The sequence below is a fragment of the Bradyrhizobium sp. CFUWI genome (genome assembly GCF_056429085.1).
The window spans coordinates 636,356-660,258 of the sequence record NZ_JBWJZE010000002.1 but is presented as its reverse complement, the minus strand read 5'-3'; the positions used below and the strand labels follow the sequence as shown (position 1 = coordinate 660,258).

Annotated in this window: 20 protein-coding genes; 5 read left to right on the top strand and 15 right to left on the bottom strand. The window is 65.8% G+C overall.

The features are described from left to right. The first annotated feature begins 106 nt into the window (after positions 1 to 106). A complete protein-coding gene (locus tag AC066S_RS06800) occupies positions 107 to 1,138 on the top strand; it encodes an ABC transporter substrate-binding protein (RefSeq protein WP_478269252.1) in 1,032 nt (343 codons plus the stop codon). Next, positions 1,135 to 3,828, top strand: a complete 2,694-nt coding sequence (locus AC066S_RS06795) for a hybrid sensor histidine kinase/response regulator (protein ID WP_478269251.1) — start codon at positions 1,135 to 1,137, stop codon at positions 3,826 to 3,828. Before AC066S_RS06800 ends, AC066S_RS06795 begins: the two co-directional genes overlap by 4 nt. A 206-nt stretch (positions 3,829 to 4,034) precedes the next feature. Here the strand turns inward: AC066S_RS06795 and AC066S_RS06790 are convergent, their stop codons facing one another. Continuing rightward, positions 4,035 to 4,943, bottom strand: coding sequence for a LysR family transcriptional regulator (locus AC066S_RS06790; RefSeq protein WP_478269250.1), 909 nt, complete (start codon positions 4,941 to 4,943; stop codon positions 4,035 to 4,037). 128 nt (positions 4,944 to 5,071) lie between these two features. Here AC066S_RS06790 and AC066S_RS06785 point away from each other — a divergent pair, with 128 nt between their 5' ends. Together AC066S_RS06785 and AC066S_RS06780 are read left to right on the top strand one after the other, a co-directional pair. Next, complete coding sequence (locus tag AC066S_RS06785; RefSeq protein WP_126255995.1) at positions 5,072 to 6,010, top strand: ring-cleaving dioxygenase; 939 nt, start codon at positions 5,072 to 5,074, stop codon at positions 6,008 to 6,010. Then, entirely contained in the window at positions 6,007 to 6,633 is a 627-nt protein-coding gene (locus tag AC066S_RS06780) for an alpha/beta hydrolase (protein WP_478269249.1), read from the top strand. Before AC066S_RS06785 ends, AC066S_RS06780 begins: the two co-directional genes overlap by 4 nt. Before the next feature lie 62 nt (positions 6,634 to 6,695). On the opposite strand, the gene AC066S_RS06775 is transcribed toward AC066S_RS06780, so the two are convergent. From AC066S_RS06775 to AC066S_RS06740, 8 genes are all read right to left on the bottom strand, one after another. Then, complete coding sequence (locus tag AC066S_RS06775; protein ID WP_478269248.1) at positions 6,696 to 7,556, bottom strand: L,D-transpeptidase; 861 nt, start codon at positions 7,554 to 7,556, stop codon at positions 6,696 to 6,698. 354 nt (positions 7,557 to 7,910) lie between these two features. Continuing rightward, on the bottom strand, positions 7,911 to 9,116 hold the full coding sequence (locus AC066S_RS06770) for a hypothetical protein (RefSeq protein WP_478269247.1): 1,206 nt from the start codon (positions 9,114 to 9,116) through the stop codon (positions 7,911 to 7,913). Positions 9,117 to 9,668: 552 nt separating this feature from the next. Further along, positions 9,669 to 11,162, bottom strand: coding sequence for an ABC transporter substrate-binding protein (locus tag AC066S_RS06765; protein ID WP_478269246.1), 1,494 nt, complete (start codon positions 11,160 to 11,162; stop codon positions 9,669 to 9,671). A gap of 55 nt (positions 11,163 to 11,217) precedes the next feature. Then, the gene (locus tag AC066S_RS06760) at positions 11,218 to 12,222 is read right to left on the bottom strand and encodes an ABC transporter ATP-binding protein (protein WP_478269245.1); all 1,005 of its coding nucleotides are present in this window, start codon (positions 12,220 to 12,222) and stop codon (positions 11,218 to 11,220) included. Next, entirely contained in the window at positions 12,219 to 13,232 is a 1,014-nt protein-coding gene (locus tag AC066S_RS06755; RefSeq protein WP_478269244.1) for an ABC transporter ATP-binding protein, read from the bottom strand. Before AC066S_RS06755 ends, AC066S_RS06760 begins: the two co-directional genes overlap by 4 nt. A 2-nt stretch (positions 13,233 to 13,234) precedes the next feature. Continuing rightward, positions 13,235 to 14,122, bottom strand: a complete 888-nt coding sequence (locus tag AC066S_RS06750; protein WP_126256002.1) for an ABC transporter permease — start codon at positions 14,120 to 14,122, stop codon at positions 13,235 to 13,237. Further along, positions 14,119 to 15,069, bottom strand: coding sequence for an ABC transporter permease (locus AC066S_RS06745; protein ID WP_135168251.1), 951 nt, complete (start codon positions 15,067 to 15,069; stop codon positions 14,119 to 14,121). The genes AC066S_RS06750 and AC066S_RS06745 overlap by 4 nt, the downstream gene beginning before the upstream one ends. A gap of 99 nt (positions 15,070 to 15,168) precedes the next feature. After that, positions 15,169 to 16,590 carry an amidase gene (locus tag AC066S_RS06740; protein WP_478269331.1) on the bottom strand — a complete coding sequence of 474 codons (1,422 nt, stop codon included), beginning with the start codon at positions 16,588 to 16,590 and terminating at the stop codon, positions 15,169 to 15,171. 124 nt (positions 16,591 to 16,714) lie between these two features. Between AC066S_RS06740 and AC066S_RS06735 the strand changes: the two genes are divergently transcribed. Further along, complete coding sequence (locus AC066S_RS06735) at positions 16,715 to 17,602, top strand: LysR family transcriptional regulator (RefSeq protein ID WP_126256005.1); 888 nt, start codon at positions 16,715 to 16,717, stop codon at positions 17,600 to 17,602. A 6-nt stretch (positions 17,603 to 17,608) separates the two neighbouring features. Here the strand turns inward: AC066S_RS06735 and AC066S_RS06730 are convergent, their stop codons facing one another. Genes AC066S_RS06730 through AC066S_RS06705 form a run of 6 tightly spaced genes read right to left on the bottom strand, consistent with a single transcriptional unit; the run spans position 17,609 to position 23,771 of the window. Continuing rightward, positions 17,609 to 18,544, bottom strand: a complete 936-nt coding sequence (locus AC066S_RS06730; RefSeq protein WP_478269243.1) for a carbohydrate kinase family protein — start codon at positions 18,542 to 18,544, stop codon at positions 17,609 to 17,611. Between the two features lie 5 nt (positions 18,545 to 18,549). Further along, positions 18,550 to 20,196, bottom strand: a complete 1,647-nt coding sequence (locus tag AC066S_RS06725) for an FGGY-family carbohydrate kinase (RefSeq protein ID WP_135168248.1) — start codon at positions 20,194 to 20,196, stop codon at positions 18,550 to 18,552. 40 nt (positions 20,197 to 20,236) lie between these two features. After that, positions 20,237 to 21,010 (bottom strand): SDR family NAD(P)-dependent oxidoreductase, encoded by a 774-nt coding sequence (locus AC066S_RS06720; RefSeq protein WP_135164065.1) that lies wholly within the window; start codon positions 21,008 to 21,010, stop codon positions 20,237 to 20,239. 37 nt (positions 21,011 to 21,047) lie between these two features. Next, positions 21,048 to 22,049 carry an ABC transporter ATP-binding protein gene (locus AC066S_RS06715; protein WP_135168247.1) on the bottom strand — a complete coding sequence of 334 codons (1,002 nt, stop codon included), beginning with the start codon at positions 22,047 to 22,049 and terminating at the stop codon, positions 21,048 to 21,050. Between the two features lie 15 nt (positions 22,050 to 22,064). Beyond that, on the bottom strand, positions 22,065 to 22,895 hold the full coding sequence (locus AC066S_RS06710; RefSeq protein ID WP_126256010.1) for a carbohydrate ABC transporter permease: 831 nt from the start codon (positions 22,893 to 22,895) through the stop codon (positions 22,065 to 22,067). A 3-nt stretch (positions 22,896 to 22,898) separates the two neighbouring features. After that, positions 22,899 to 23,771 carry a carbohydrate ABC transporter permease gene (locus AC066S_RS06705; protein ID WP_126256011.1) on the bottom strand — a complete coding sequence of 291 codons (873 nt, stop codon included), beginning with the start codon at positions 23,769 to 23,771 and terminating at the stop codon, positions 22,899 to 22,901. Positions 23,772 to 23,903 lie beyond the last annotated feature (132 nt).

Sequence of the window (23,903 nt, the reverse complement as noted above, 5' to 3'; positions counted from 1 at the left end):
CCAAACGCTGCGAATGAACATTCACAAGGGCTTTTTGATCAATTGTGGACACCGGCCGTTCGCGCTAAGCATCCGAGCTGGGGCAAGCCATCATGCAAAGAACTCCATGACCAAACGGCCTTCCGCTTTCGCGGTCGATCGCCGCGGCTTCATTCGTGTTGCGGGAGCAACCGCCGCGGGATGGATCGCGCTCGGCGCAACGTCGGACCGCATGCGGATCGTCGCATCGTTGACCGCATTGCCGCTCGACGACGAGCTGACGAGGCGGAGCATGATCGACAGCGCGACCTCTCGTCTCGGCAGCCTCATCGTCGGCTTGAGACAGCGCGGCTGGGTCGAAGGCGTCAACTTCCGCCTCGAGCTGCGTTCGAGCTTCGGCGCACCGGACCGGCTGAAGGCGGCTGTTCAGGAACTGCTCGAGCTCAAGCCGGATGTGATCCTGACGGGATCGACCGTCGAAACCGCAGCGGTCCTCGCCGCCACCAAGACCGTTCCGATCGTCTTTGCGACCGCCAACGATCCCGTCGGCAATGGCTTCGTCGATAGCCTTGCCCATCCCGGCGGCAACGTGACCGGTTTCACCAACAGCACCGCCGAGATGGGCGGCAAATGGCTTCAGCTCATCCGGGAGGCCGTGCCGGATCTCGCGCGCGTGGGCGTCATGTTCAATCCGGCGACCTCGCCTCGGGCGGGACGCTTCTTCCTCGACTCCATCGAGCAACAGGGGGCCGAGTCCGGCGTGTCGGTCCTCCCCGCCCCCGTCAATGCGCCGGCGGACATCGACGAAGCCGTCAGGCGCTTCTCCGAACCGCCCAAGGCGGCGATGATTGCGCTGGTCGACAGCTTCCTCATCGTCAACCGGCAGGCGGTCGTCGCGGCGGCGGTCAAGTATCGCGTGCCGACGATCTATCCGTTCCATTACTTCATGGATGCCGGCGGGCTGATGAGCTACGGGCCGACGCTGGAAGTACGCTCGGCCGACTATGTCGATCTCATCCTGCGCGGCACCAAGGCAGGTGATCTTCCGGTGCAATCGCCGCGGAAATACGAGCTCCTGATCAACCGCACGGTTGCGCGCGCGCTGGGATTGACCATTCCGTTCACGCTGCTCGCGCGCGCCGACGAGATCCGCGAGTGAGCGAGACGGTCGACCAGGGACATTTGCGGACGCCTCCCGGGCGGCTGTTCCGCAAATATCTCTACTCGATCCTCGCCCTCGCCTTTGCCGCGCTCGCCATCAACACCGGCTTCGACGTCTGGTTCTCCTATCGCGAGCAGAAGCAGCTTCTGGCGGCAACCCAGCGCGAGCAGGCAGCATCCGCGGCGATCCAGATCGGCCAGTTCGTCGGCCAGATCGAGAACCAGATCAGATGGCTCTCGCGCCTGCCGCCGGAGCTGTCGACCAACGAAGACGAGCGCCTCAACGCCATCCGTCTCCTGCGCCTTTCGCCGGCGATCGCGGAAATCGCCGAGCTCGACTCGCGCGGGCTCGAGCAGGTGCGCGTGTCCCGCCGTGTCGCCGACCGGATCGGCAGCAAGGCCGATCTGTCCGCCTCGCCCGCCTTCCGCGGCGCCAACGAAAGCCGCGCCTATTACGGGCCGGTCTATTTCTTCGCCGACACCGAGCCGTTCATGACGCTCGCCACGCGCGGCACCGGCCGCAATCCGAATGTGATCGTCGCCGAGGTCAATCTGCGTTTCATCTGGGACCTCGTCACCGGGATCAGGGTCGGCAACACCGGCAAGGCATATGTGGTCGACCGCATGGGGGTCCTGATCGCCCATCCCGATCTGTGGCGGGCACTGCAGCGCAGCGATCTTTCCGGCCATGCGGACGTGCGCGCCGCGCTCGAAGGCGTGGGGCCGCCTTCGGGCGGATTGGTCAAGGAGGATCTGACCGGCCAGCGCGTGCTGTCGACCTATGCGACGGTGCCCTCGCTCGGCTGGCTGGTGTTCGTCGAGCTGCCGCTCAGCGAAGCCTATGCGCCGATCTATGCATCGATCGGCCGTTCGACCTTTCTCCTCGTCGTCCTGCTGATCGGTGCGGTGCTGGTGTCGCTCTTCCTCAGCCGGCGCATGACCGGGCCGATCCAGCTGCTGACGCAGGGCGCCCGGCGGATCGGCAGCGGCGATCTCGGTCTGCGGCTCGCGATCAGGACCGGCGACGAGCTGGAAGCGCTCGGCGACCAGTTCAACCGGATGGCGGCGCACTTGCGCGAGTCCTACGCGACGCTCGAGCGCAAGGTGATCGAGCGCACCTCCGAGCTGGAGAAGGCTCGCGATCACGCGCTCGCCGAGCACGACGCCGCCGAGCGCGCGCGCAGCGCGGCGGTGGCGGCCAACGAGACCAAGTCGCGCTTCCTCGCCGTCGTCAGCCACGAGCTGCGCACGCCGCTGAACGGCGTCATGGGCGTTGTGCAGCTGCTCGACGACGGCAGCCTCGGTGAGGCGCAACGGCGCCACCTCGCGACCGCGGCCGCGTCGGGCGAGACGCTGATCGCGCTGGTCGACACCATCCTCGAATATGCGCGCCTGGAGGCCAGCGCCGAAACGCTGGAGCCGCGCAATTTCCGCCTCGACCAACTGATCGAGACCGCCGCCGAGCTGATGCGTCCGCAGGCCGTCGGCAAGGGACTGACCTTCGATCTTGCCTGCGATGCGTCGGTCCATACCTCGGTGCACGGCGACCCCGTCAGGCTCAATCGCATCCTGCTCAACCTGATCGGCAACGCCGTCAAGTTCACGCCGTCGGGTGGGATCGCCGTGGCCGCGGCCGCCGAGCGGCACGACGATCATGTCCTGCTGCGCGTCACCGTGCGCGACACCGGCATCGGCATTGCCACCGATATGCACGAGCGGATCTTTGAGGATTTCGTCCAGGCCGACGACAGCATCGCCCGGCGGTTCGGCGGCACGGGCCTCGGCCTTGCGATCGCGCGGCGCCTGGCCCGCCTGATGCGTGGCCAGTTGACGGTTGCGAGCACGCCAGGGGTGGGCAGCACATTCAGCTTCGAGGTGCCGCTGGGCCTGGCCGCAGGCGGCATCGCGCAAGGCGCGCTTCCGCCGCCGTCGCGGCCGCGCCGCGTGCTGCTGGTCGACGACGATCCCGTCAATTGCGAGGTCGGGGAGGCGATCCTGAAGCGGCTCGGCCATCACCCCACGATCGCCAGGAGCGGCGCATCGGCCGTCGAGCTCGCCGGCGATCATTCGTTCGACGTCATCCTGATGGATCTGCACATGCCCGACATGGACGGCGTCGAGGCCGCGACCCGGATCGGCGCACTCGATCTGCCGAAGATACCGCGCATCATCGCCGTGACGGCGGACGTGTCGTCCAGCGCGCGCGAGCGGCTCGCAGACGCCGGCATCGTCCGGATCATCAGCAAGCCGATCCTGATCGGCGCGCTGCGCGAGGCGATCGAGGACGATCCGGAAGCCGAGCCGACCGCCACGCAGCTTGCCGCGGGCGCATTGATCGACCGGCATTTTTTCGACGACCAGCGCGAGCTGCTGGGTGCCGCACAGATCGCAAGCCTGCACCGTCTGCTACGGGAAACCAGCGACAGGCTGATCGCCGACATCGTCAGCGCCGCGGCAGCCGGCGATCACAAGCAGGTGGCGCGTTCCGCGCACCAGCTCGGCAGCGCCGCCGGCGCGCTCGGCCTCGTCCGCCTGTTCGAACGCTGCCGCGAGGTTGAACTGGCTGCGCCCTCGATGTCTCCCGCCGAATGCGAAGAAGCCGCGCAGGGACTCGCCGCGCTTCAGGAGGCCTCGATGGGCGCATTGGACCAATTGCTGCGGCCGGCCGAGCAGCGTACGGTCGGCTAGACAATCACTTGGTATGCCATGCACGACATAGAACTCGATGCAAGCAGTTGGAAAACGGCTCAGGATTTTCGACTAGCGCTCAAGGCTGCAATGGGAGCGCCTCAGCGATTGCGGAGACACGAGCGCGCAGGCTTGCCCGCATTGGTGAGGATGTGGAAGTTCGGCTCGAAATCGAGACCTGACTTAGGCGCGATCATGAGTTGTCTTCAGCGCGTTCGCACGCCCTCGTCCTCGCGGCCAAACCGCTCAACCAGGAAGTCGATGAAGAGCCGCACCTTCACCGACAGATGCCGCGTCGGCGGATACACCGCATAGAGCGCGAGCGGCGGCGCGGCATAATCGTCGAGCACGGCTTGCAGCTCGCCCTTCGTCAACGCGTCGGCAGCGATGAACTCCGGCAGCAGCGCCAGCCCCCTGCCCTTGATCGCGACATCACGCAGCACCTCGGCATTGTTGACGCAAAGCGACCAGGCCGGCTGGATCCAGTGGTCGCCATCGCGGCCTGTGAGCTTCCACTGATTGCCGGTCAGCAGGAAGCCGTAGGTCAGCGAGACATGCTCGCGCAGATCCTGCGGATGCCTGGGCGTGCCGTGACGGGCGAGATAATCCGGCGAAGCGCAGATCATGCGCGCCACCGGCATGATCTTTCGCGCGATCAGGCTCGACGATTCCAATTCCGCGATCCGCAACGTCACGTCAAAGCCGTCCTGGACCGGATCGAGCAGGTCGTCGCTGAGCACGATCTGGAGCTGAAGCTCCGGATATCGCGCCATGAAATCGGCGAGCACGGGACCGAGCCGCATCGTGCCGAACGACATCGGCGCGTTGACGCGCAGCAGCCCGCGTGGCGCCGACTGCGCCTGCGTCACCGCCTGGTCGGCCGCCTCGACCTCCGAGAGGATGACGAGCGCGCGTTCGAAATAGCGCTTGCCGTTCTCGGTCGGGCTGGCGTGCCGCGTGGTCCGGATAAGCAACTGGACCCCGAGGCTCTCCTCGAGGTCGGCGATGTATTTGCTGATCGCCGAGCGCGACAGCCGCAGCTGCCGGCCGGCTTCCGCAAAGCTGCCGCTTTCCACCACCTTCACGAAGGCCCGGAGGCTGCCGAGCTTATCCAAGGGCCGCCTTCGCCGATTGTTTCCAAATCGTAGACATAGCGGTCATATTTGCATGGATTGTCTCCAATCCAAAGCGGAACAATATTTCCGGCCAGAGCAAGACGCTCCCCGAACTCAGGAGGACGACCATGTCTGGACTGCACCATGTCACCGCGATCGCCGGCGACCCCATCCGCAATTTCGGCTTCTACACCCGGGATCTGGGCCTGCGCTTCGTCAAGAAGACGGTCAATTTCGACGATCCCGGCACCTATCACTTCTATTATGGCGATGAGACCGGCCGCCCCGGCACCATCCTGACCTTCTTTCCCTGGGCCGGCGTGTCGCCCGGACGCCGCGGCGTCGGCGAGACCCATCAGACCGCCTTCCGCGTGCCGCAGCGCTCGCTCGGCTACTGGACCCAGCGCTTCACCGAGAAGGGCATTGCCTATGAGGCGCTGGAGAAGCGCTTCGGCGAATCCGTGCTGCCGTTCACCGATCCTGACGGCATGGCGCTCGCGCTGGTCGGGGTATCAGGCGCCGAAGGCGAACCCGGCTGGAGCAATGGCGACGTGCCCGCCGAGCATGCCATCCGCGGCTTCCACGGCGTGACCCTGCTGCTCGACAGCGCTGCGAAGACCGCCGCCATCCTCACCGACGTCTTCGGCTTCAAGGAGACCGGCCGCGAAGGCTCGGTGATCCGCTTCAAGGCTGCGGGCGATGCCGAAGGCAGCATCGTCGACATCTACGAGGCCAAGGGATTTTTGCGCGGGCATCAGGGCGGCGGGTCGGTCCATCACATCGCGTTCCGCGCGGCCGACGATGCCGAGCAAGGCAGCATGGCGCAAAAGCTCGTGAGCAATCACGGCCTGCATCCGACCGAGCAGAGGGACCGCAACTACTTCCGCTCGATCTACTTCCGTGAGCCCGGCGGCGTGCTGTTCGAGATCGCGACCGACATCCCCGGCTTCGCCGTCGACGAGCCCGTCGCGACGCTGGGGCAGGACCTCAAGCTGCCTGCTTTCCTCGAGCAGCACCGCAAGCAGATCGAGGGCGTGCTGCCGAGCCTGGAAGAGACCGCGTCATGACTGAGAGTGCCTTCATCCACCGCTTCGAGCCCGCGACCCGCGCGGGCTCCCCTCCGCTGCTGCTGTTGCACGGCACCGGCGGCGACGAGAACGACCTGCTTGGGCTCGGCAAGATGATCTCGCCCGGCTCCGCCCTGCTCTCGCCCCGCGGCCGCGTGCTCGAGCACGGCATGCCCCGGTTCTTCCGCCGCCTCGCCGAAGGCGTGTTCGACGAGAAAGATGTGCGCCGCCGCGCGCATGAACTCGGCGACTTCGTGAGCGAGGCGCGGCAGCGCTACGGCATCGCCGCGCCCGTCGCGGTCGGCTTCTCCAACGGCGCCAATATCGCCGCCGCGCTGTTGCTGCTGGAGCCGGACGTGCTTGCCGGCGCGATCCTGCTGCGCGCGATGGTGCCGCTGTCTGATCCGCCAACGGCGGATCTTGCCGGCAAGCCGATCCTGCTGTTGTCCGGGCAAGGCGACCCGATCGTGCCGGCCGGCAATTCGGCGAGGCTCGCGACCCTGCTCTCGCAAGCAGGCGCGAGCATGACGCACAGGGTCCTGCCGGCGGGCCATCAATTGTCGCAAGCCGACGTGACGCTCGCCCGCGACTGGATCGGCAATCTTGAAGCGAAAGCCGCATGAGAGGGGCGGCGCATCGTTTTCCGAACGATGCGCCGCCACCTTCACTCGGACGGAGGGTTGAGTTACCGGGCCTCGGCGATTTCCGGTCCAAACGACGGCATCTTCGCGTTGGCTGCCAAGGACCGGTTCGACGGCGATGCCGGGTCCGGCAACCGGAAGGCGGCGTCGGACGGCCCGCCCTGGGAGGGTCGACGCGCAGCACTCGTCGGAAGCACGATCACTTTCGCTCCGATCTTCACCCGCTCATAGAGGTCTACGACATCCTCATTGGTCAGCCGGATACAGCCGGACGAAACTCGCTTCCCGATCGTATCGGGCTTGTTGGTGCCGTGAATTCGATATTCGGTTTCGCCCAGATACATCGCCCGGGCGCCGAGCGGGTTGCCGGGGCCACCTGCCATGAACCGCGGCAGATAAGGCTGACGCGAGACCATCTCCGCGGGCGGATGCCAATCCGGCCATTCTGCCTTACGGGCCACAGTCTGCTCACCGGACCATGTGAAACCTTCGCGGCCGACACCGATGCCGTAGCGCATCGCCTGCGTGTCGTTCAGGACGAAATAAAGAAACGTGTTCTTGGTATCGATGATCACGGTGCCCGGTGCCTGGCGGCTTGCATAGTCAACCACCTGCCGGACAAAAGCGCCGGGACCGTCAGCGGCTTTTGGTGGCTCGACCAGAGGCGCCGGGGCCGGAATCGGAGCCGGAGCCGACACTGATGCATGAACCGGAGGCGCCACGTAAACCGGAGTTGACGATGCCTGGGCTTGGGGCGCGGACGGCTTCCGCGCCGTTTGCACGCTCGCCGGGCGAGACAGCAAGCCGTAGCCCAATGCGGCGACGGCCACGGCGCCAATTGCAACTCTGGCGGCCATTGGTATTGCGAGCGTCTCCGCCTTCTTACGCTTGGCCCGCTTGCTCATATGCTTCCCCAGGTCACCATGCCCAAGAGAGGTATCCAGCAAGTTTTAAGAAACTTCGAAGCGAGTTCGTTCAGATTAGAACCGCCAGCGATGGTTAACGCCGAATTCTTGTTCAGCGGCGTAAGAATTGTGAACATCGCTCGATACTTAGGTGGGACGTGGACGACGCGCTCCTCATCACGGAGCGGATCGAAGTCTGAATCGCCGGCGAGGCTGACACGCTCCGCTCTTTCGGTGCCGGGACAGGATCGGGCGTCCAAGCGGGGAAATGGTCGTGCCGCCGGCGGCGAAGGTGTAACCGGTGTCTCGCCCCGCTGGAGGCAGGGCAAGACGTTTACGCCCAAAGCAACTCGCTCAGATCAGGAAGTCGGTCGCATGCAGGTTCGCCGCCTGGACGCCGTCGAGCGTGATGGTATCGCTCGCCGACAGATGGATCACGGCATCACCGGCGGCATTGTCGCTGATCAGGCTCGACAGCGCCGTCCAGTCCGCAAACCCGTAGTCCTGCACGTCGATCAGATCGTGCTCAGTCACGGTGCTGCCCACGGCCGTGTTGCCTTGATCGAAGTCGGTGATGAGATCATTGCCGGAGCCGGCGTTGAAGACGAAGGTGTCGCTGTTTCCTCCACCCGAAAGCTGGTCATCGCCGCCGCCGCCGTCGAGAATATCGCGGCCGCCGGTGATCGAGCCCGGCGCCGCCGGGGCATAGACCTTCGCATCGCCATACAGGAAATCACTGGTTACTGTGCCGGTGAGAATATCGTTGCCGCCCTGGGCATTGCCGGACATGGTCGGTGCATCGCCGTAAAGCGTTGGGTGCGTCAGCTGGAGCGTGTCAGGGCCATCGGCCTTGAGCGTCAGAATGTCATCTCCGCCCTGGGCATTATCGGTCAGTGAGGTCGCCGAATCTCCGTACGCAAACCCGCCGGTCATGACAATGTCGCCGCCGAAGGTGATGGTAATGTTGTCGTTGCCGCCATGCGCATCGCCGCCGATGGAGCCGATGGCATCGCCGCTGGCGTTCGCTGAGCCCTCCCGGGTGTTCACACCGATCTCGAGCGTGTCATTGCCGCCCTGCGCGGTGCCGCTCATGGAACCGCCGGCATCGCCGGCGTAGACATTGTCATAGCTTCGCCAGCCCACGGCACCGGTGATGGTGTCACTGCCTCCCTGCGCATTGCCCGACATGTCGCCGGCGACGTCGCCGAAAGCATGCACGTTGGTGTACAGCGAGTCGGCCTCGACATTGATCGTGTCGTTGCCGCCCCTGGCGTCGTCGATCATCGCCTGGGCATCGCCGACCACGAGGGCTTCGTTCCAGCCGTAGTTGAAATTGACGGTGAGCGTGTCGTTGCCACCGTGGGACAGGCCATGCAGCGTCGTGTTGTCATCGCCGAAGATCGTAACTTCTGCTTCGGGCTGGCTGATGGTCGCCGTCACGGTGTCGTTGCCGCCCCACGCGTCCGTGGCGGTCGGAAAGTTCGGATCTCCGATGACGGATTCGATTTGGCCAAACTGGTCGAGCAGGACGTCGATGGTGTCGTTCGGCAGATGCTGCATGGCGTAACTCCCATTTCATTGTCGGAAGCGGGCCTGACGCCTGCAGAATTCTTTTCTTTGCAAGACGCGTTGTTGACCACGCTTCACCGGGAGCGAATCTACCTTTGGCACATGGCAGAGATTTGCAGGAATTCGGGAGAGAGTTTGATTGCGCGCAGGGAACTGCGTTACGTTCCCACTGCGTGGCGACGGCCGGCGCGACCAGCCGACAACCTTCCAAGGTCGGCCTCTTCGATCGGCGGCGAAGCGTGAAGCGGTGGATTGCACGTCGATCAATCGGTCGCTCCGCTCACGGCGTGCCGCCTCACGGCGTCCCCAGCCACGCAAACGCGATGATGGTCGATTGCCGGTGTTTTGCCCGACGCATCAACATCCCGGCGCATCGCCCCGACCGTTGAACGCGCAACGCGCAAGCCATTGAAATGACTACGCCCAGCTACTGTGCATGGGGTTGTTCTTCAGTTTTTGTCTTGGACCTGCCAAACGATTGACCTCTCCCGACGGGAGAGGCCAAAATTGAAGCGAGAGGCTCGACTGGATCGAGTGCTGCTCTTACTCCCAGGCCCACGCCGAAAAATCGTTCTCGAACTGCGGGACTTCCTTCCAGACGCCCTTCAGCTTCTTGTTGATGACGGTCGGCCATTGCGGCTGGAACAGGTAGGCGGAGACGGCGTCGGTGGCCAGCATGCGCTGGGCGTCGCCGAGCAGCTTGGCGCGGGCGGCTTCCTCCGGCGTCGACACAATCTGCTTGTAGAGCGCGTTGAACTTCTCGTTGTTGTAGCCGAGATAGTAGTCCGGCTCGGTGATCTTGACGAGGTCGAACGGCTCGACATGGCTGACGATGGTGAGGTCGAAATTGTGCGGACCATTGCCGGCGAACACCTGCGACAGCCACTGCGCCCACTCGACGTTCTCGATCTTTGCGACGATGCCGACCTTGGCGAGCTGGGCCGCGACGATCTCGCCGCCCTGCCGCGCATAAGGCGGCGGCGGCAGCTTCAGCGACAGCTCGAGCGGCGTGGTGACGCCGGCTTCAGTGAGCAGCTTCTTGGCCTTCTCGGGGTCGTAGGGATTGACGCCGGTGGTGTCGACATAGCCGAGCGATCCCGGCGTGTAGAAGCTGCCGATCGGCGTGCCGAACCCCTCGACGGCACCGTCGATCAAGGCCTTGCGGTCGATCGCAGCGAGAATGGCGCGGCGAACGCGGACGTCGTCAAGCGGCTTCTTCCGATGATTGATCGCGACGATGGTCTTGGCCCTGGATCCGCCGATCAGCACCGTGAAGCGCGGATCGCTCTTGAACTGAGCAACGACGCGGGTGGCGATGCGCGGAAATGCGTCGACATCGTTCGAGAGCAGCGCCGCGGCCTGGGCGGCCGGATCGGAGATGAAGCGGATCGTCACCTTCGAGAGCTTGATCGCCGAGGCGTTGCGATAGTCGGCCCATTTGTTGAGCGTGATCGAGGAGCCCTTGGCCCAGGCGCCCAGCTGATAGGGTCCGGTCCCGACCGGCTGGGTGACGTTGGTCGCCGCGCTCTTGGGCTCGACGATCGAGCCGCTCGCCTGTCCCAGCAGGAACGGCAGGTTCGGCTCGGAATATTTCAACGTGATCACGACGGTGTCGGCGTCGGGCGTCTCGACCTTCTCGAACGCCTGGAACAGGCTCCTGTCCTTGTTGGTGCTGGTCGCCGCCGCGTTGCGCTCGAACGAGAACTTCACCGCCGCGGAATCGAACGGCTCGCCATTGTGGAATTTGACGCCCTTGCGCAGCTTGAAGGTGTAGGTCTTCAGATCGGGCGAAGCGGTCCAGCTCTCGGCCAGTAACGGCGAGACCGAGCCGTCCTCGTTGATCTTGGTCAGCGTCTCGTAGATGTTGTAGAGCGTGACCTCGGCGATCGCCGCGGCGGCGGCATTGGTGGGATCGAGCCCCGGCGGCTCCAGCGTCATCCCCATGACGACGCTGTCCTTCTTGCTCTGCGCCAGCACCGGCAACGGCGCCGCGACGAGCGCGGCCGCAACGGCAACAATCGACAATTTCCTCAACATGCGTAACTCCCCGGCCTGTTCCGTTCTTCAGCCTACGCCATTCCGGCTCCGGACACTAACCTTCCATGGCGACCTGCGGCAACGCCATCACGGCCTCCGCCCTGTGGCAGGCGGCAAGGTGTCCCTCGCCGACCTTGCGTAACGCAGGCAGGGCCTCGCGGCAATGCTGCTCGGCGAGCGGGCAGCGCGCGACATAGGGACATCCGGCCGTCGCCGCCGATTGCGAGGCGATCGCCTGGCCACCGCGCCGCCGCCGACCGCCGCCGGCACGCGCCCGCGGCACGGCCTCCAGCAGCGCCCGCGTATAGGGATGGGCGCAATGCTCGAACAGGTCTTCGGGCCGCCCCTGCTCGACGATCCGGCCGAGATACATCACCGCGACCTCGTCGCAGAGATAGTCGACGACGGCGAGGTCATGGCTGATCAGGATGTAGCTGAGGCCGAACTGCTCCTGGAGATCCTGCATCAGGTTCAACACCTGGGCCTGCACGGAGACGTCGAGCGCGGAGACCGGCTCGTCGGCGACGATCAGCTTGGGCTGGGTGATCAGCGCGCGCGCGATGGCGATACGCTGGCGCTGGCCGCCGGAGAACTCGTGCGGATATTTCTCCATGTCCGCATCGCGCAAGCCGACCTGGCGCAGTGCCGCCGCGACGCGGTCGCGAAACCTGGTGCGGTCGGCCCCCTCCAGCACGGTCAGCGGCTCGGCCACGATGCGCGCGATGGTCTGGCGCGGATCGAGCGAGCCGTAAGGATCCTGAAACACCATCTGGAAATCGCGGCGGGCGCGGCGCAATTCATCCGCGGGGATGCGGTTGAGATCACGGCCGAGCAGCGCGACCTGTCCCGAGGTCGGCCGCTCCAGCGCCATCACCAGCCGCGCGAAAGTCGACTTGCCCGAGCCGGATTCGCCGACCACGCCGAGGCTCTTGCCCGCGGCAACCTGCACGCTCACCCCATTGAGCGCGCGCACCTGCCCCGGCGGACGAAACAGGCTTTCCCGCGGCAGCGCATAGCGCTGTTCGAGATCCTTCACGTCGAGAAGCGGCGCGGCGGTCATGCGGTCAGCGCTCCAACGCGTTCTGCCATCGACACATCAGTCCTGATGCAGCGCACGCCATGGCGCGGTCCGACCTCCACCATCGGCGGCAGCGCGGCGCGGCACGCATCGATCACCAGGGGACAGCGGTCGGAGAAGGTGCACCCCGCCGGCAGATCAGCCAGCTCCGGCACCGTGCCCGATATCGTCTGCAGCCGCGTCCCCTTGCGCGCGCCGAGCTTCGGCCGCGCGCGGAACAGGCCCTGCGTGTAGGGATGGCCCATGCGGCGGAAGACCTCGTCGGTCGGTCCGCTCTCGACGACGGCGCCGCCATACATCACCATCATGCGCTGCACGTTCTCGGCGATGACGCCGAGATCGTGCGAGATCAGGATCATCGACATGCCGCGCTCCTCGACGAGATCGGCAATGAGGTCGAGGATCTGGCCCTGGATGGTGACGTCGAGCGCGGTGGTCGGCTCGTCCGCGATCAGGAGGTCCGGCTCGCAGGCGAGCGCCATCGCGATGGTGATGCGCTGGCGCTGGCCGCCGGAGAACTGGTGCGGATAGGCATCGACACGCCGTGCGGGATCGGGCAGTCCGACGCGGTCGAGCAAGGCGATCGTCTCCCTGCGTGCCTGCGCCGCCGAGTATGTCTTGTGCCGCCGCAGCGGCTCGGCAACCTGATCGCCGATCGTGTGCATCGGGTTGAGCGCGGTCATCGGCTCCTGAAAGATCATGCTGATGCGGTTGCCGCGCAGGCGGCAATACTCCGCATCCGGCAGCCCGGCGAGCTCGTGGCCGTCGAGCTTGATGCTGCCGGAGACCACAGCGCTATCAGGCAGCAATCCCATCAGGGACATCGCGGTGACCGACTTGCCGCAACCGGACTCGCCGACGAGCCCGAGCGTCTCGCCACGCTTCAGCGAGAAGCTGAGGCCGCGTACGGCCTGCGCCGGCCCGCGGCTGGTGTTGAGGCGGACGCCGAGGTTTTCAACTTCGATCAGCGGCACGTCGGAGCGCTCGGCCATCGTCATCGCTCCCGCGCCAGTCTGGGATCGAGCAGGTCGCGCAATCCGTCGCCGAGCAGATTGAGGCCCAGCACCGCGACCGCGATCGCCGCGCCCGGATAGACCGCGAGCATCGGCGACTGGAACAGCAGGCTCTGCGCATCGTTCAGCATCCGCCCCCAGGACGGCTGCGGCGGCTGCGTGCCGAGGCCGAGATAGGACAGCGCCGCTTCGGCGAGAATGGCGAGCGCGAACTGGATGGTGACCTGCACGATCAGGATCGACAGGATGTTCGGCAACACGTGCTCGATGGTGATGCGGAAGCGCCCCTTGCCCGCGGCGCGCGCGGCCAGCACGAATTCGCGCGCCCAGATCGCGTTGGCCGAGCCCCGCGTCAGCCGCGTCAACGTCGGGATCTGGAAGATGCCGATCGCGATGATCGAGGTGACCATGCCCGGCCCCGCCACCGCGGCGAGCATGATCGCGGACAGCACCGCCGGAAACGCGAAGGTGAAGTCGGAGAAGCGCATGATGATCTCTTCGGTCCAGCCGCGCCGCGCCGAGGCGATCAGACCGAGCGTGACGCCGAAGGTGAGACCGATGCTGACGGCGATGATTCCAACCATGATGGTGGAGCGGGCGCCGGCGAGCAGCAGCGAGACGATGTCGCGGCCGAAGGAATCGGTGCCGAGCCAATGCGCCGCCGACGGCGGCCGCAGCTTCGAGGCGATGTCGATCTCGTAAGGCGACCACGGCGTCCACACCAGCGACAGGAGTGCCGAAGCCAACACGAGAAGGCTCAACGCGCCGCCGAGGACGAAGCTGCGGTGGCGCAGTGCGCGGCGCCAGAAGGTCCGGGCCGGCAGCGGCCGCGTCGCAAGCGGCGCGTCGATGGTCATGGGCGCGCTCACAGGTCGTGGACCTTGATGCGGGGATCGATGAAGGCGTAGAGCACGTCGACCACGAAATTGACGATGACGACCATGGTCGCGAGCAGCATCACGCAATTGCGCACCACGATCAGGTCGCGGTTGGCGATCGACTGGAAGATCAGGCGGCCGAGCCCCGGCAGGTAGAACACGTTCTCGATCACGATGGTGCCGGCCAGCAGATTGGCGAATTGCAGCCCCATCACCGTCATCACCGGGATCATGGCGTTGCGCAGCACGTGACTCCACAGCACCTCGCGCCTGCCGAGCCCTTTGGCACGTGCGGTGCGGACGAAATCCTCGCGCAGCACTTCCAGCACGGCGGAGCGCGTGACGCGCGCGAGGATCGCGGCCTGCACCACCGCGAGCGAGATCGCCGGCAGCAGCAGCGACTTGAAGCCGAGCCAGATGCCGTCCTCCCAGCCGGCAAAGCCGCCCGCCGAGAGCCATTGCAACCGCACGGAGAACAAGAGCACCAGCAGGATCGCAAACCAGAAATTGGGCAGCGCGATGCCGATCTGCGTCAGCGACATCACGCCGACGTCGCCGAGCTTGTTGTGGTTGGCGGCGGTGTATATGCCGGCGGACAGCGCCAGCGTCACCGTGATCGCCATGGCCATGATCGCGAGCGGAACGGTCAGCAGCAGCCGCTCCCCGATCAGGCTGGCGACCGGCGTGCCATAGACATAGGAATTGCCGAGATCGCCGGAGAGAAGTCCCTTGATCCACTGCAGATAGCGAACCGCCAGGGGCTGGTCGAGCCCGAGCTTGATGGTGAGCGCGCGCACCGCGTCCGGCGAGGCATCGGCGCCCATCAACATCTGCGCGGCATTGCCGGGAAGCGCGTCGAGCACCAGGAAGATGATCAGCGAGGCGCCGACCAGCGTCGCCAGCAGGGTCACCAGACGTCGGAGGACAAATACGCTCATGCGCGCTCGGCTTCAGGGCTCAGCTGCGGCACGATCAACATGTCCGGACGCCGGAGGCAAGTCCCTTGCGCACGAGCCCTCTGCTGCATGCCCGTCCCCTCAAGCCGGCCAGCGGGACAGAAGGTCGCTCGACGCCTCGAACAGCGCGCTGACGCGCAGCAGCTCCGCATCACCGCGGAAGCGGCCGACGAGCTGCAGGCCGATCGGCAGGCCGTCACGGCCGAAGCCGCAGGGCACGCTGATGGCGGGATGGCCGGTCATGTTGAACGGCATGGTCCAGGGGAACCAGTGCGGCCGGACGCTATCGAAATGCCGTCCATCGATCTCGATGGTGCCGAACAGGTCCTGGCCGATCGGCAGTGCGGTCCGCGTCAGGGTCGGCATCGCCAGCAGGTGCCCGCGCGCAAGCAGCGATTGCACGCGGCGGAACAGCGCGGTGCGCGCGAACATCGCTTCCTGATAGTCGACGCCGCTGACCTCGGTCGCAAGTGCAAGCTGCTTGAGGAAAGCCTCGCTCAGCTCGTCCTTGTGCTCGGCGGCGAGCTTGGCAAAGCGCGTGCGCCAGACCGTGTGGTTGATGGCGCGCCAGATCGGCTCGATGTCGAAACCCTCGCCCGAGAATTCCTCGAGCTCGGCCCCCAACCCTGCCAGCCGGTCGAGGCTCGCCTTGAAATTGGCGGCGACCTCCGCGGACACCGGACGGCCCGGCGGCGTCAGGCAGTACAGGATCCTGAGCCCGCGCAGATCGGCGCGCGGTACGGCGCTGCCGATGAAGTCCGGCACGGGCACGCCGATCGACCAGGGATCACAGGCGTCCTCGCCCGCCATCGCCTGCATCATCAGCGCGGTGTCGGCGACGGTGCGCGTGGTCGGTGTGACATAGGTCTGATTACCGAATACATCCAGCGCCTGGCTGTGCGGGATGATTCCGTTGCTCTGCTTCAAACCCACCACGCCATTGCAGGCGGCGGGAATCCGCGTCGAGCCGCCGCCATCGGTCGCAATCGCGAGCGGCGCGATGCCGCTGGCGACCGCAACCGCCGCGCCGCCGCTGGAGCCGCCGGATGAGCGGCAGGCGTCCCAGGCGTTGCGGGTGCGGCCGAACAAGGGCGAATCCGTCAGGCATTTACTGCCGAATTCCGGCGTCGTGGTCTTGCCGATCAGGATGGCTCCTTCGCTGCGCAGCCGCGCCACCGCGACGGCGTCCTCGGTCGGCACGTTGTCCTTGTAGGGAACGGCGCCGAAGGTGGTCTTGACGCCCCTGGTGTTGACGATGTCCTTGACGGTGACCGGGATGCCGTGCAGCAGGCCGAGCGGCTCACCGGCCATCAGCATGCGCTCGGCCGCACGCGCCTGCGCCATCGCCTCGTCGCCACAGAGCGTGATGAAACAGTTCAACTCGGGTTGGAGCGCCTCGGCGCGCGCAAGCACGGCACGGACGATCTCGACCGGCGAAATCCGCTTTGCGGCGACGAGGCCGCGCAGTTCGGTTGCGGACAAGAGACAGGGGTCGCCGTTCATCGCCACGTCACGCTCCGGAGCGGGCCGCCGTTGGCCCGAGGACATTGACAGCGAGAATGACAGTTTTGTTAACTCGCCGTCCAATACGATTTTGATCGCCAACCCATACGTTTTCGGTATGCCAATGGATCTTCGCCGGCTCCGCTATTTCGTCGCCGTCGCCGAGGCGCGCAGCATCGGCAAGGCCGCCGAGCGGCTGCGGATGGCGCAGCCTCCGCTGTCCGTCCAGATCCGCAAGCTCGAGGCCGAGATCGGGGCGCCGCTTTTCCGCCGCGGCACCCGTGGCATGGACCTGACCGAGGCCGGCCAGGCGCTGCTGGCCCGCGCGAGCGAGGCACTGGCGCTGGCCGTCGACGGCGCCGAAGCCGCGCGCGCGGTCGCCGCCGGCAAGCGCGGGCGGCTCTCGGTCGGCTACATGTTCGTGCTGGCGAATGCGATGCTGCCGCGGCTCATCCCCGAGCTACGGCGCTCGGTTCCCGGCGTCGACCTCGAATTCGCCGAGCTCAGCGCATCGACACGCGAGGCCCGGCTGCTCGATCGCAGCGTCACGGTCGCGCTGTGCATGCCGGCCATCAACCATCCCGAGATCCAGGTGGCTCGGATCGGCGCACAGCCCTTCATGCTGGCAATGCCGATCCACTCGCCGCTCGCACGGCTCGGCGCGGTGCCGATGGAGCGGTTGCAGGGCCGCCCGCTGATCGCGTTGCCGCCGCCGGAGCAGGATCCGGCCTCCTCCGCAGTCGCAGCCATGCTGCGTCGACATCAGATCGTGATGCCGATTGCGAGCCGCGTGGAGACAGTGCATTCGGCGATGAGCCTGGTTCTCGCCGGCGAAGGCTTTGCGATCGTGCCGGCCTGCGCCAAGCTCGGCGCGCCACGCGGCATCGTGTTCAGGCCGCTGCGCGATGCAGCCGATTCCATCGACATCGCGGTGTGCTGGCGAAGAGATTCCCAGAGCCCGCTGATCTCCAGATTTCTCAAATGCGCCGAGAAGGTTGTCGCGCGGATATGAGGCGCGCTACCAGTTCCCACTCATCTCATGGCTCCAGGGCGGATCGGCGCCCGGGCGCGTGCAGGTGAGGCCGGCGCAACTGGCGGCAAAGGACAGCGCGCGGCGGAGCTCGTCGGCACTGATGTCCTTCAAGGCTTCCCGGGCAATGCGGCCCTGCTTGTACAGGGCAAACAGCAGCGCCGCCTGAAAGCTGTCGCCCGCGCCGATCGTGTCGGCGACCTCGACCTCCGGCGCTGCGACCTCGATCTGCCCCGCCCCCGCGTGCCACGCGATCGCGCCATGATTACCGCGGGTGATGACGACGAGGCTGGTGCCCTGCCCGAGCAGCACGCGCGCGCGCTGCTGATACGGCTCGTCGCCGAAGAGATAGTCGAAGTCGACGTCCGACATCTTGATGAGATCGGCCTGGTTCGCGAACTCGGCCATGCGCGCGAGATAGGCCGGCTTGTCCTTGACCAGATTGGGCCGGCAATTTGGATCGAAGGAGATCGTCGAAGTCGGCCGTGCGTCCGCGATCAAGGCCCTGGTCTCGGCCGCGCCCCGGTCGTTGACCAGGGTGGTCGAGCCGATGTGGACGGCCTCAACCGTGTCGAAGGGAATGGACCCGCGCCGATAGGTCCAGTTCCGCGTCGCGGTCTCGGCATCGTAGAAGGCATAGTGCGACTCGCCCGCGACGATGCGGACGAAAGCGAGCGTGGTCTGACGATCGCTGCGGGTCGCGAGATTGAGTTCGACGTGAGAGGCCGCGGCATGATCTGCGATCATCCGCCCGAACAAATCGGTCGAGATGCCGCCGACAAAGCCGGTCGGCGCTCCCAGCCGCGCCATGCCGATCGCGACATTGAGGCAGGAGCCGCCGACGGCCGGCATCACCGCCTCGCGTCCCTCGCCGGTTCGCGTCTGCACGAAATCGATCAGCGCATCGCCGCAGGCAATCAGCATGTCATTCAACCTCTCGCGATGCCGCCCATCGCCGCGCGGCTGCCGCGATCGAGCTCGCGCAGCAGCTTGTAGACCTCGCGCTTGCGGGTGTGAAACGCCGCCATGTCAGGCGCGGTCGGCTCGCTCTTCCGTCCCAGCGCCGACATCTTGGCCATGGTCTCGCCGATCGACGCATAGGCACCGCCGGCCACCGCACCCAACATCGCGGCACCGAGCAGTACCGGCTCCTTGGTCTGCGGCAGCGCGACGGCGAGCCCCGTCGTGTCGGCCATGATCTGCCGTACCAGCGGGCTGCGGCTGGCGCCGCCGCCCATGATCATCATGCTGGAGCGCACGCCATGCGCGGCAAAGGCTTCGATCACCTCGGCGAGCCCATAGGCGAGCCCGCACAGGCCGGCGACGAACAGCCGCTCCATCGAGGCGATGTCGGTGTCGAGATCGAGGCCCGCGATCACCGCGCGCGTATCAGGATCGGCGTAGGGCGAGCGGTTGCCGATGAATTCAGGCAGGACATGAACGTCGCGCGCGAGCAGCGCGGCGCGGCTGGCATCGCCGGCCCGCGCGATGATGCGGCGCTCGAGGAAGTCGATGAGGTCGAGCCCCTCGTTGCGCGCCCGCGCGCCGGCTTCGGCATGGGCCGGATGCGACTTGAGGAGATGGTCGATCGCCGCGCCCGCGGCAGACTGGCCGCCCTCGTTGAGCCAGAAGTCCGGGACCATGCCGGAGTAATAAGGCCCCCACACGCCGGGGACGAAGCACGGCTCCTTGGTCGTCGCCATGATGCAGGCCGACGTCCCCATGATGTAGGCGAGCCGGTCGCAGACATCGCTGGCCCCGCCCGAGCCGTCGCGGCCGCCGATCGCGCCGATGCCGCCGGCATGGGCGTCGATCAGCGAGGCACCGACCGGCGTGCCCGGCGACAGGCCGAGCTCTGCCGCGGCCGTGCGGGTGAGACCGCTGCCGAGCCGCGTGCCGGGGGCGACGATCTCGGTGCCGATGCGGGCGTATGCCTCGTTCGCGAAGTCCGACAGGCCGATGCGCTTGAAGAACTGCGCGCTCCAGCCGCCGCCGTCATGGGCCAGATAATTCCACTTGCAGGTGACGGTGCAGGTCGAGCGCTGCAGCGAGCCGGTCGCGCGCCAGGTCAAATAATCCGCCAGATCGAAGAAGTGGCCGGCGGCGTCGAAGCTGCCGCGAAGGTGCCGCTTCAGCCATAGCAGCTTCGGCATCTCCATCTCCGGCGAGATCGAGCCGCCGACGTAGCGCAGCACGGCATCCTCGGTCTCGTTGATCAGCCGCGCCTCGGCAATGGCACGATGATCCATCCAGACGATGACATTGCGCTGCGCCTCGCCGGACGCGCTGACGGTGAGCGGCTCGCCCTGTCTGTCGAGGACAACCAGCGAACACGTGGCGTCAAAGCCGATGCCGCCGATGCTGTCGGGCGCAATGCTCGCTTGCGCCATCGCGGCTCGCACCGACGTCGTGCAGGCCTCCCAGATGTCCTGAGACGACTGCTCGACGATGTCGCCGGCCTCGTGCCAGATTCGGATCGGATGTCGCGCGGTCGCAAGCAGGTTTCCAGCCTCGTCAAACACCCCTGCCCGCGTGCTGGTGGTCCCCACGTCGACGCCGATATACGCTCGCGGCATTGTCGCTCCCGGTCGCTTTCCGTCAGTTTTGACGGTGAGCCTACCAGCAAGTGTAGCCGCCATCCACCAGCACGATGCTGCCGGTCATCAGGCTCGCGGCCTCCGAGGAGAGGAACAGCACGACGGAGGCGATCTCCTCGACCTGCCCCATCCGCGCCATCGGAGTTCCACCGATCCAGGCGTCGTACATCTTGGCATTGCTCTTCACGAAAGCGTTGAGCGGCGTCTCGATGTATGTCGGCGCCACCGCATTGACGCGGATGCCGCGCGCGCCCCATTCGGCGGCCAGCGATTTGGTCAGGTGATGCACGGCAGCCTTGGAGGCGTTGTAGAAGCACTGCTCCTGCGGCTTGTTGACGATGAAGCCGGACATCGAGCCGACATTGACGATGGCGCCGCTTTTCGCCTTCAGCATGTGCTTGCCGAATTCGCGGCAGCACCAGAAGGTGCCGTTGAGATTGACGTCGATGACGTTGAGCCAGTGCTCGTCGGTGACGGTCTCGGCCGGGGTTTCGCTGCGGGCGATGCCGGCATTGTTGACGAGAATGTCGACCTTGCCGTGGCGGGCGACGAGGTCGTTCGCGACCTCGGCCACGCGCTTGGTATCGGTCACGTCCATGATCGCGGTTTCGATGTCGAAGCCCTTCGCCTTCAGGCTGGCCTTGGCGCTGTCGGCGACCTTGCCGTCGCGGTCGCCGATGACGACCCTGGCGCCGGCTTCAGCCAGCGCTTCCGCGCAGCCAAGGCCGATGCCTTGGCCGCCGCCGGTGATGAACGCGGTCTTGCCGTTCAGCTTGAATTTTTCCAGGTACATGGTGGTGTTTCCGTTGTCTTGACGTTTCTTGTCAGCCTCAAAACGCGTTGCCGGCCTCGTCGAAGCGGTGGATGCGCGCAGGGTCCGGCACCAGCGAGACGCGGTCGCCGGCATGCAGGCTCAATTCCCCGATATAGCGCGCCGTCAGCATGCCGAGCGCACCGGCATCGACGTATAGGAACGTGTCGCTGCCGAGATGCTCGGCGACCGCGATCGTGCCCTGCCAGCCGCCGGTGCCGTCGCGTTCGATCTTGAGGTGCTCCGGCCGCACGCCGATGGTGGATGCACCGTGCTGCTTGGCCGGATCCCCGGTCACCAGATTCATCTTGGGCGAACCGATGAAGCCGGCGACGAAGAGATTGTCGGGTCGCTCGTAGAGCTCGAGCGGCGAGCCATATTGCTCGATCTTGCCGCCGTTGAGGACGACGATCTTGTCGGCCATGGTCATGGCCTCGACCTGGTCGTGGGTGACGTAGATCGCGGTGGTGCCGAGCTGCTTCTGGAGCCTGGTCACCTCGATGCGCATCTGCACGCGCAGCGCGGCATCGAGATTGGACAGCGGCTCGTCGAACAGGAACGCCTTGGGCTCGCGCACGATGGCGCGGCCGATCGCGACGCGCTGGCGCTGGCCGCCGGAGAGCTCGCGCGGCTTGCGGTCGAGATAAGGCGTGAGGTTCAGCGTGGCGGCGGCCGCCTCGACCTTGCGGTTGATCTCGTCCTTGGCAAGGCCGGCCATCTTCAGGCCGAAGCCGATATTGCCGCGCACGCTCATATGCGGATAGAGCGCGTAGGACTGAAACACCATCGACAGTCCGCGCTTGGCGGGCGGCGTGTCGACGACGTTCTTGCCGTCGATCAGGATCTTTCCGCCAGAGACGTCTTCGAGCCCGGCAATCAGACGCAGCAAGGTCGTCTTGCCGCAGCCGGACGGGCCGACGAAGACCACGAAGGAGCCGTCGGCGATGTCCAAATCGGCGCCCTTGATGATGTGCACGGGGCCGAACGATTTCTGCACGCCTTGAAGTGTGATCCGACCCATGATCCGGCAGCCCCTCTACTTCACCGCGCCGAAGGTGAGCCCGCGCACGAGCTGCTTCTGGCTGAACCAACCGAGGACGAGAATGGGCGCGATCGCCATCGTCGAGGCCGCCGACAGCTTTGCCCAGAACAGCCCTTCCGGGCTCGAATAGGAGGCGATGAACGTGGTCAGCGGCGCCGCGTTCGAGGTCGACAAATTGAGCGTCCAGAACGCCTCGTTCCAGGCCAGGATCAGGTTCAACAGCATCGTGGACGCCAGTCCCGGGATCGCCATCGGCGTCAGCACGTAGACCAGCTCGCGGCCGATGGTGGCGCCGTCCATGCGCGCGGCTTCGAGAATGTCGCGCGGGATCTCCTTGAAATAGGTGAAGAGCATCCAGATCACGATCGGCAGATTGCCGAGGCACAGGATGATGACGAGGCCGATGCGGGAATCGAGCAGACCGAAGGACTTGTAGATCAGGTAGATCGGCACCAGGACGCCGACCGGCGGCATCATCTTGGTCGAGAGCATCCAGAGCAGGATGTCCTTGGTGCGCTTGGTCGGCGAGAACGCCATCGACCAGGCCGCGGGAATGGCTATCAAGAGCGCGATGAGCGTCGAGCCGCCGGCGATGATGATCGAGTTCATCGCGTGGTGGAAATAGTCGCTGCGCTCCTGCACGGTGGCATAGTTTTCCGTGGTCCAGTGGAAGAACAGGAAGGACGGCGGTATCGCAAACGCCTCGAGCTCGGTCTTGAAGCTCGTCAGCATCATCCACAGGATCGGGAAGAAGATCAGGAAGCCGAAGAACCACGCTCCGATCGTCGAGGCCACCACCCGCCCTGTCGTCGCCATCCGCGCCATGCTTCAAGCCTCCAGATTGCGGCCGACGATGCGGACGAGGAAGAAGGCGACGACGTTGGCGATCGCCACCGCGACGAGGCCGCCCGCCGAGGCGCTGCCGACGTCGAACTGGATCAGCGCCTGCGAATAGATCAGGAAGGCGATGTTGGTGGTTTGCAGACCCGGCCCTCCCCCGGTGGTGACGAAGATCTCGGCAAACACCGTCAGCAGGAAGATGGTCTCGATCAGGATCACCACCGTGATGGGGCGCGCCAGATGCGGCAGTGTGATGTAAATGAAGGTCGATACCGCGCTGGCGCCGTCCATCTCGGCGGCCTCCTTCTGCTCTTCGTCGAGCGATTGCAGCGCGGTGAGCAGGATCAGCGTCGCGAACGGCAGCCATTGCCAGGTCACGATCAGGATCACGGCGAGCAGCGGCGCGTCGGTGAACCAGTCGATCGGCGTCAGGTGAAACAACTGGGCGAGCCAGGCGAACAGGCCGGACACCGGATGCATCAGCAGGTTCTTCCAGACCAGCGCGCTGACCGTCGGCATCACGAAGAACGGCGCGATCACCATCAGCCGCACAAAATTGCGCCCGATCACCGGCTGATCCATCAACAGCGCGAGCGGAATGCCGAGCAGGATCGTCAGCGCGAGCACGGAGCCGACCAGCACCAGCGTGTTCTGAAGCGAGGCCAGGAAGGCGGGATCGGTGAGGAAGTAGCGGAAGTTCTCCAGGCCCACGAACGACTCGGAGCCGGGATCGAGCAGGCTGTAATGCAGGGTCGAGAAGTAGATCGTCAGCGCGAGCGGAACGATCATCCAGATGAAGAGCAGCCCGACCGCAGGCGTCAGGAGCGAGCGCGCAAGAAGCTGCGTCTGCCGGGTTGCCATCCCTGACTTCTCCTTCAGAGCGTTTTCGAGCGAAGTGGAGACCGGTTCACGGGAAGAAGAAGAAAATGCGTCAAAATGAAACCTCGGGAAGAAGGCGGCCATCCATCCGGGGATCGGCGGATGGCCGCAAGT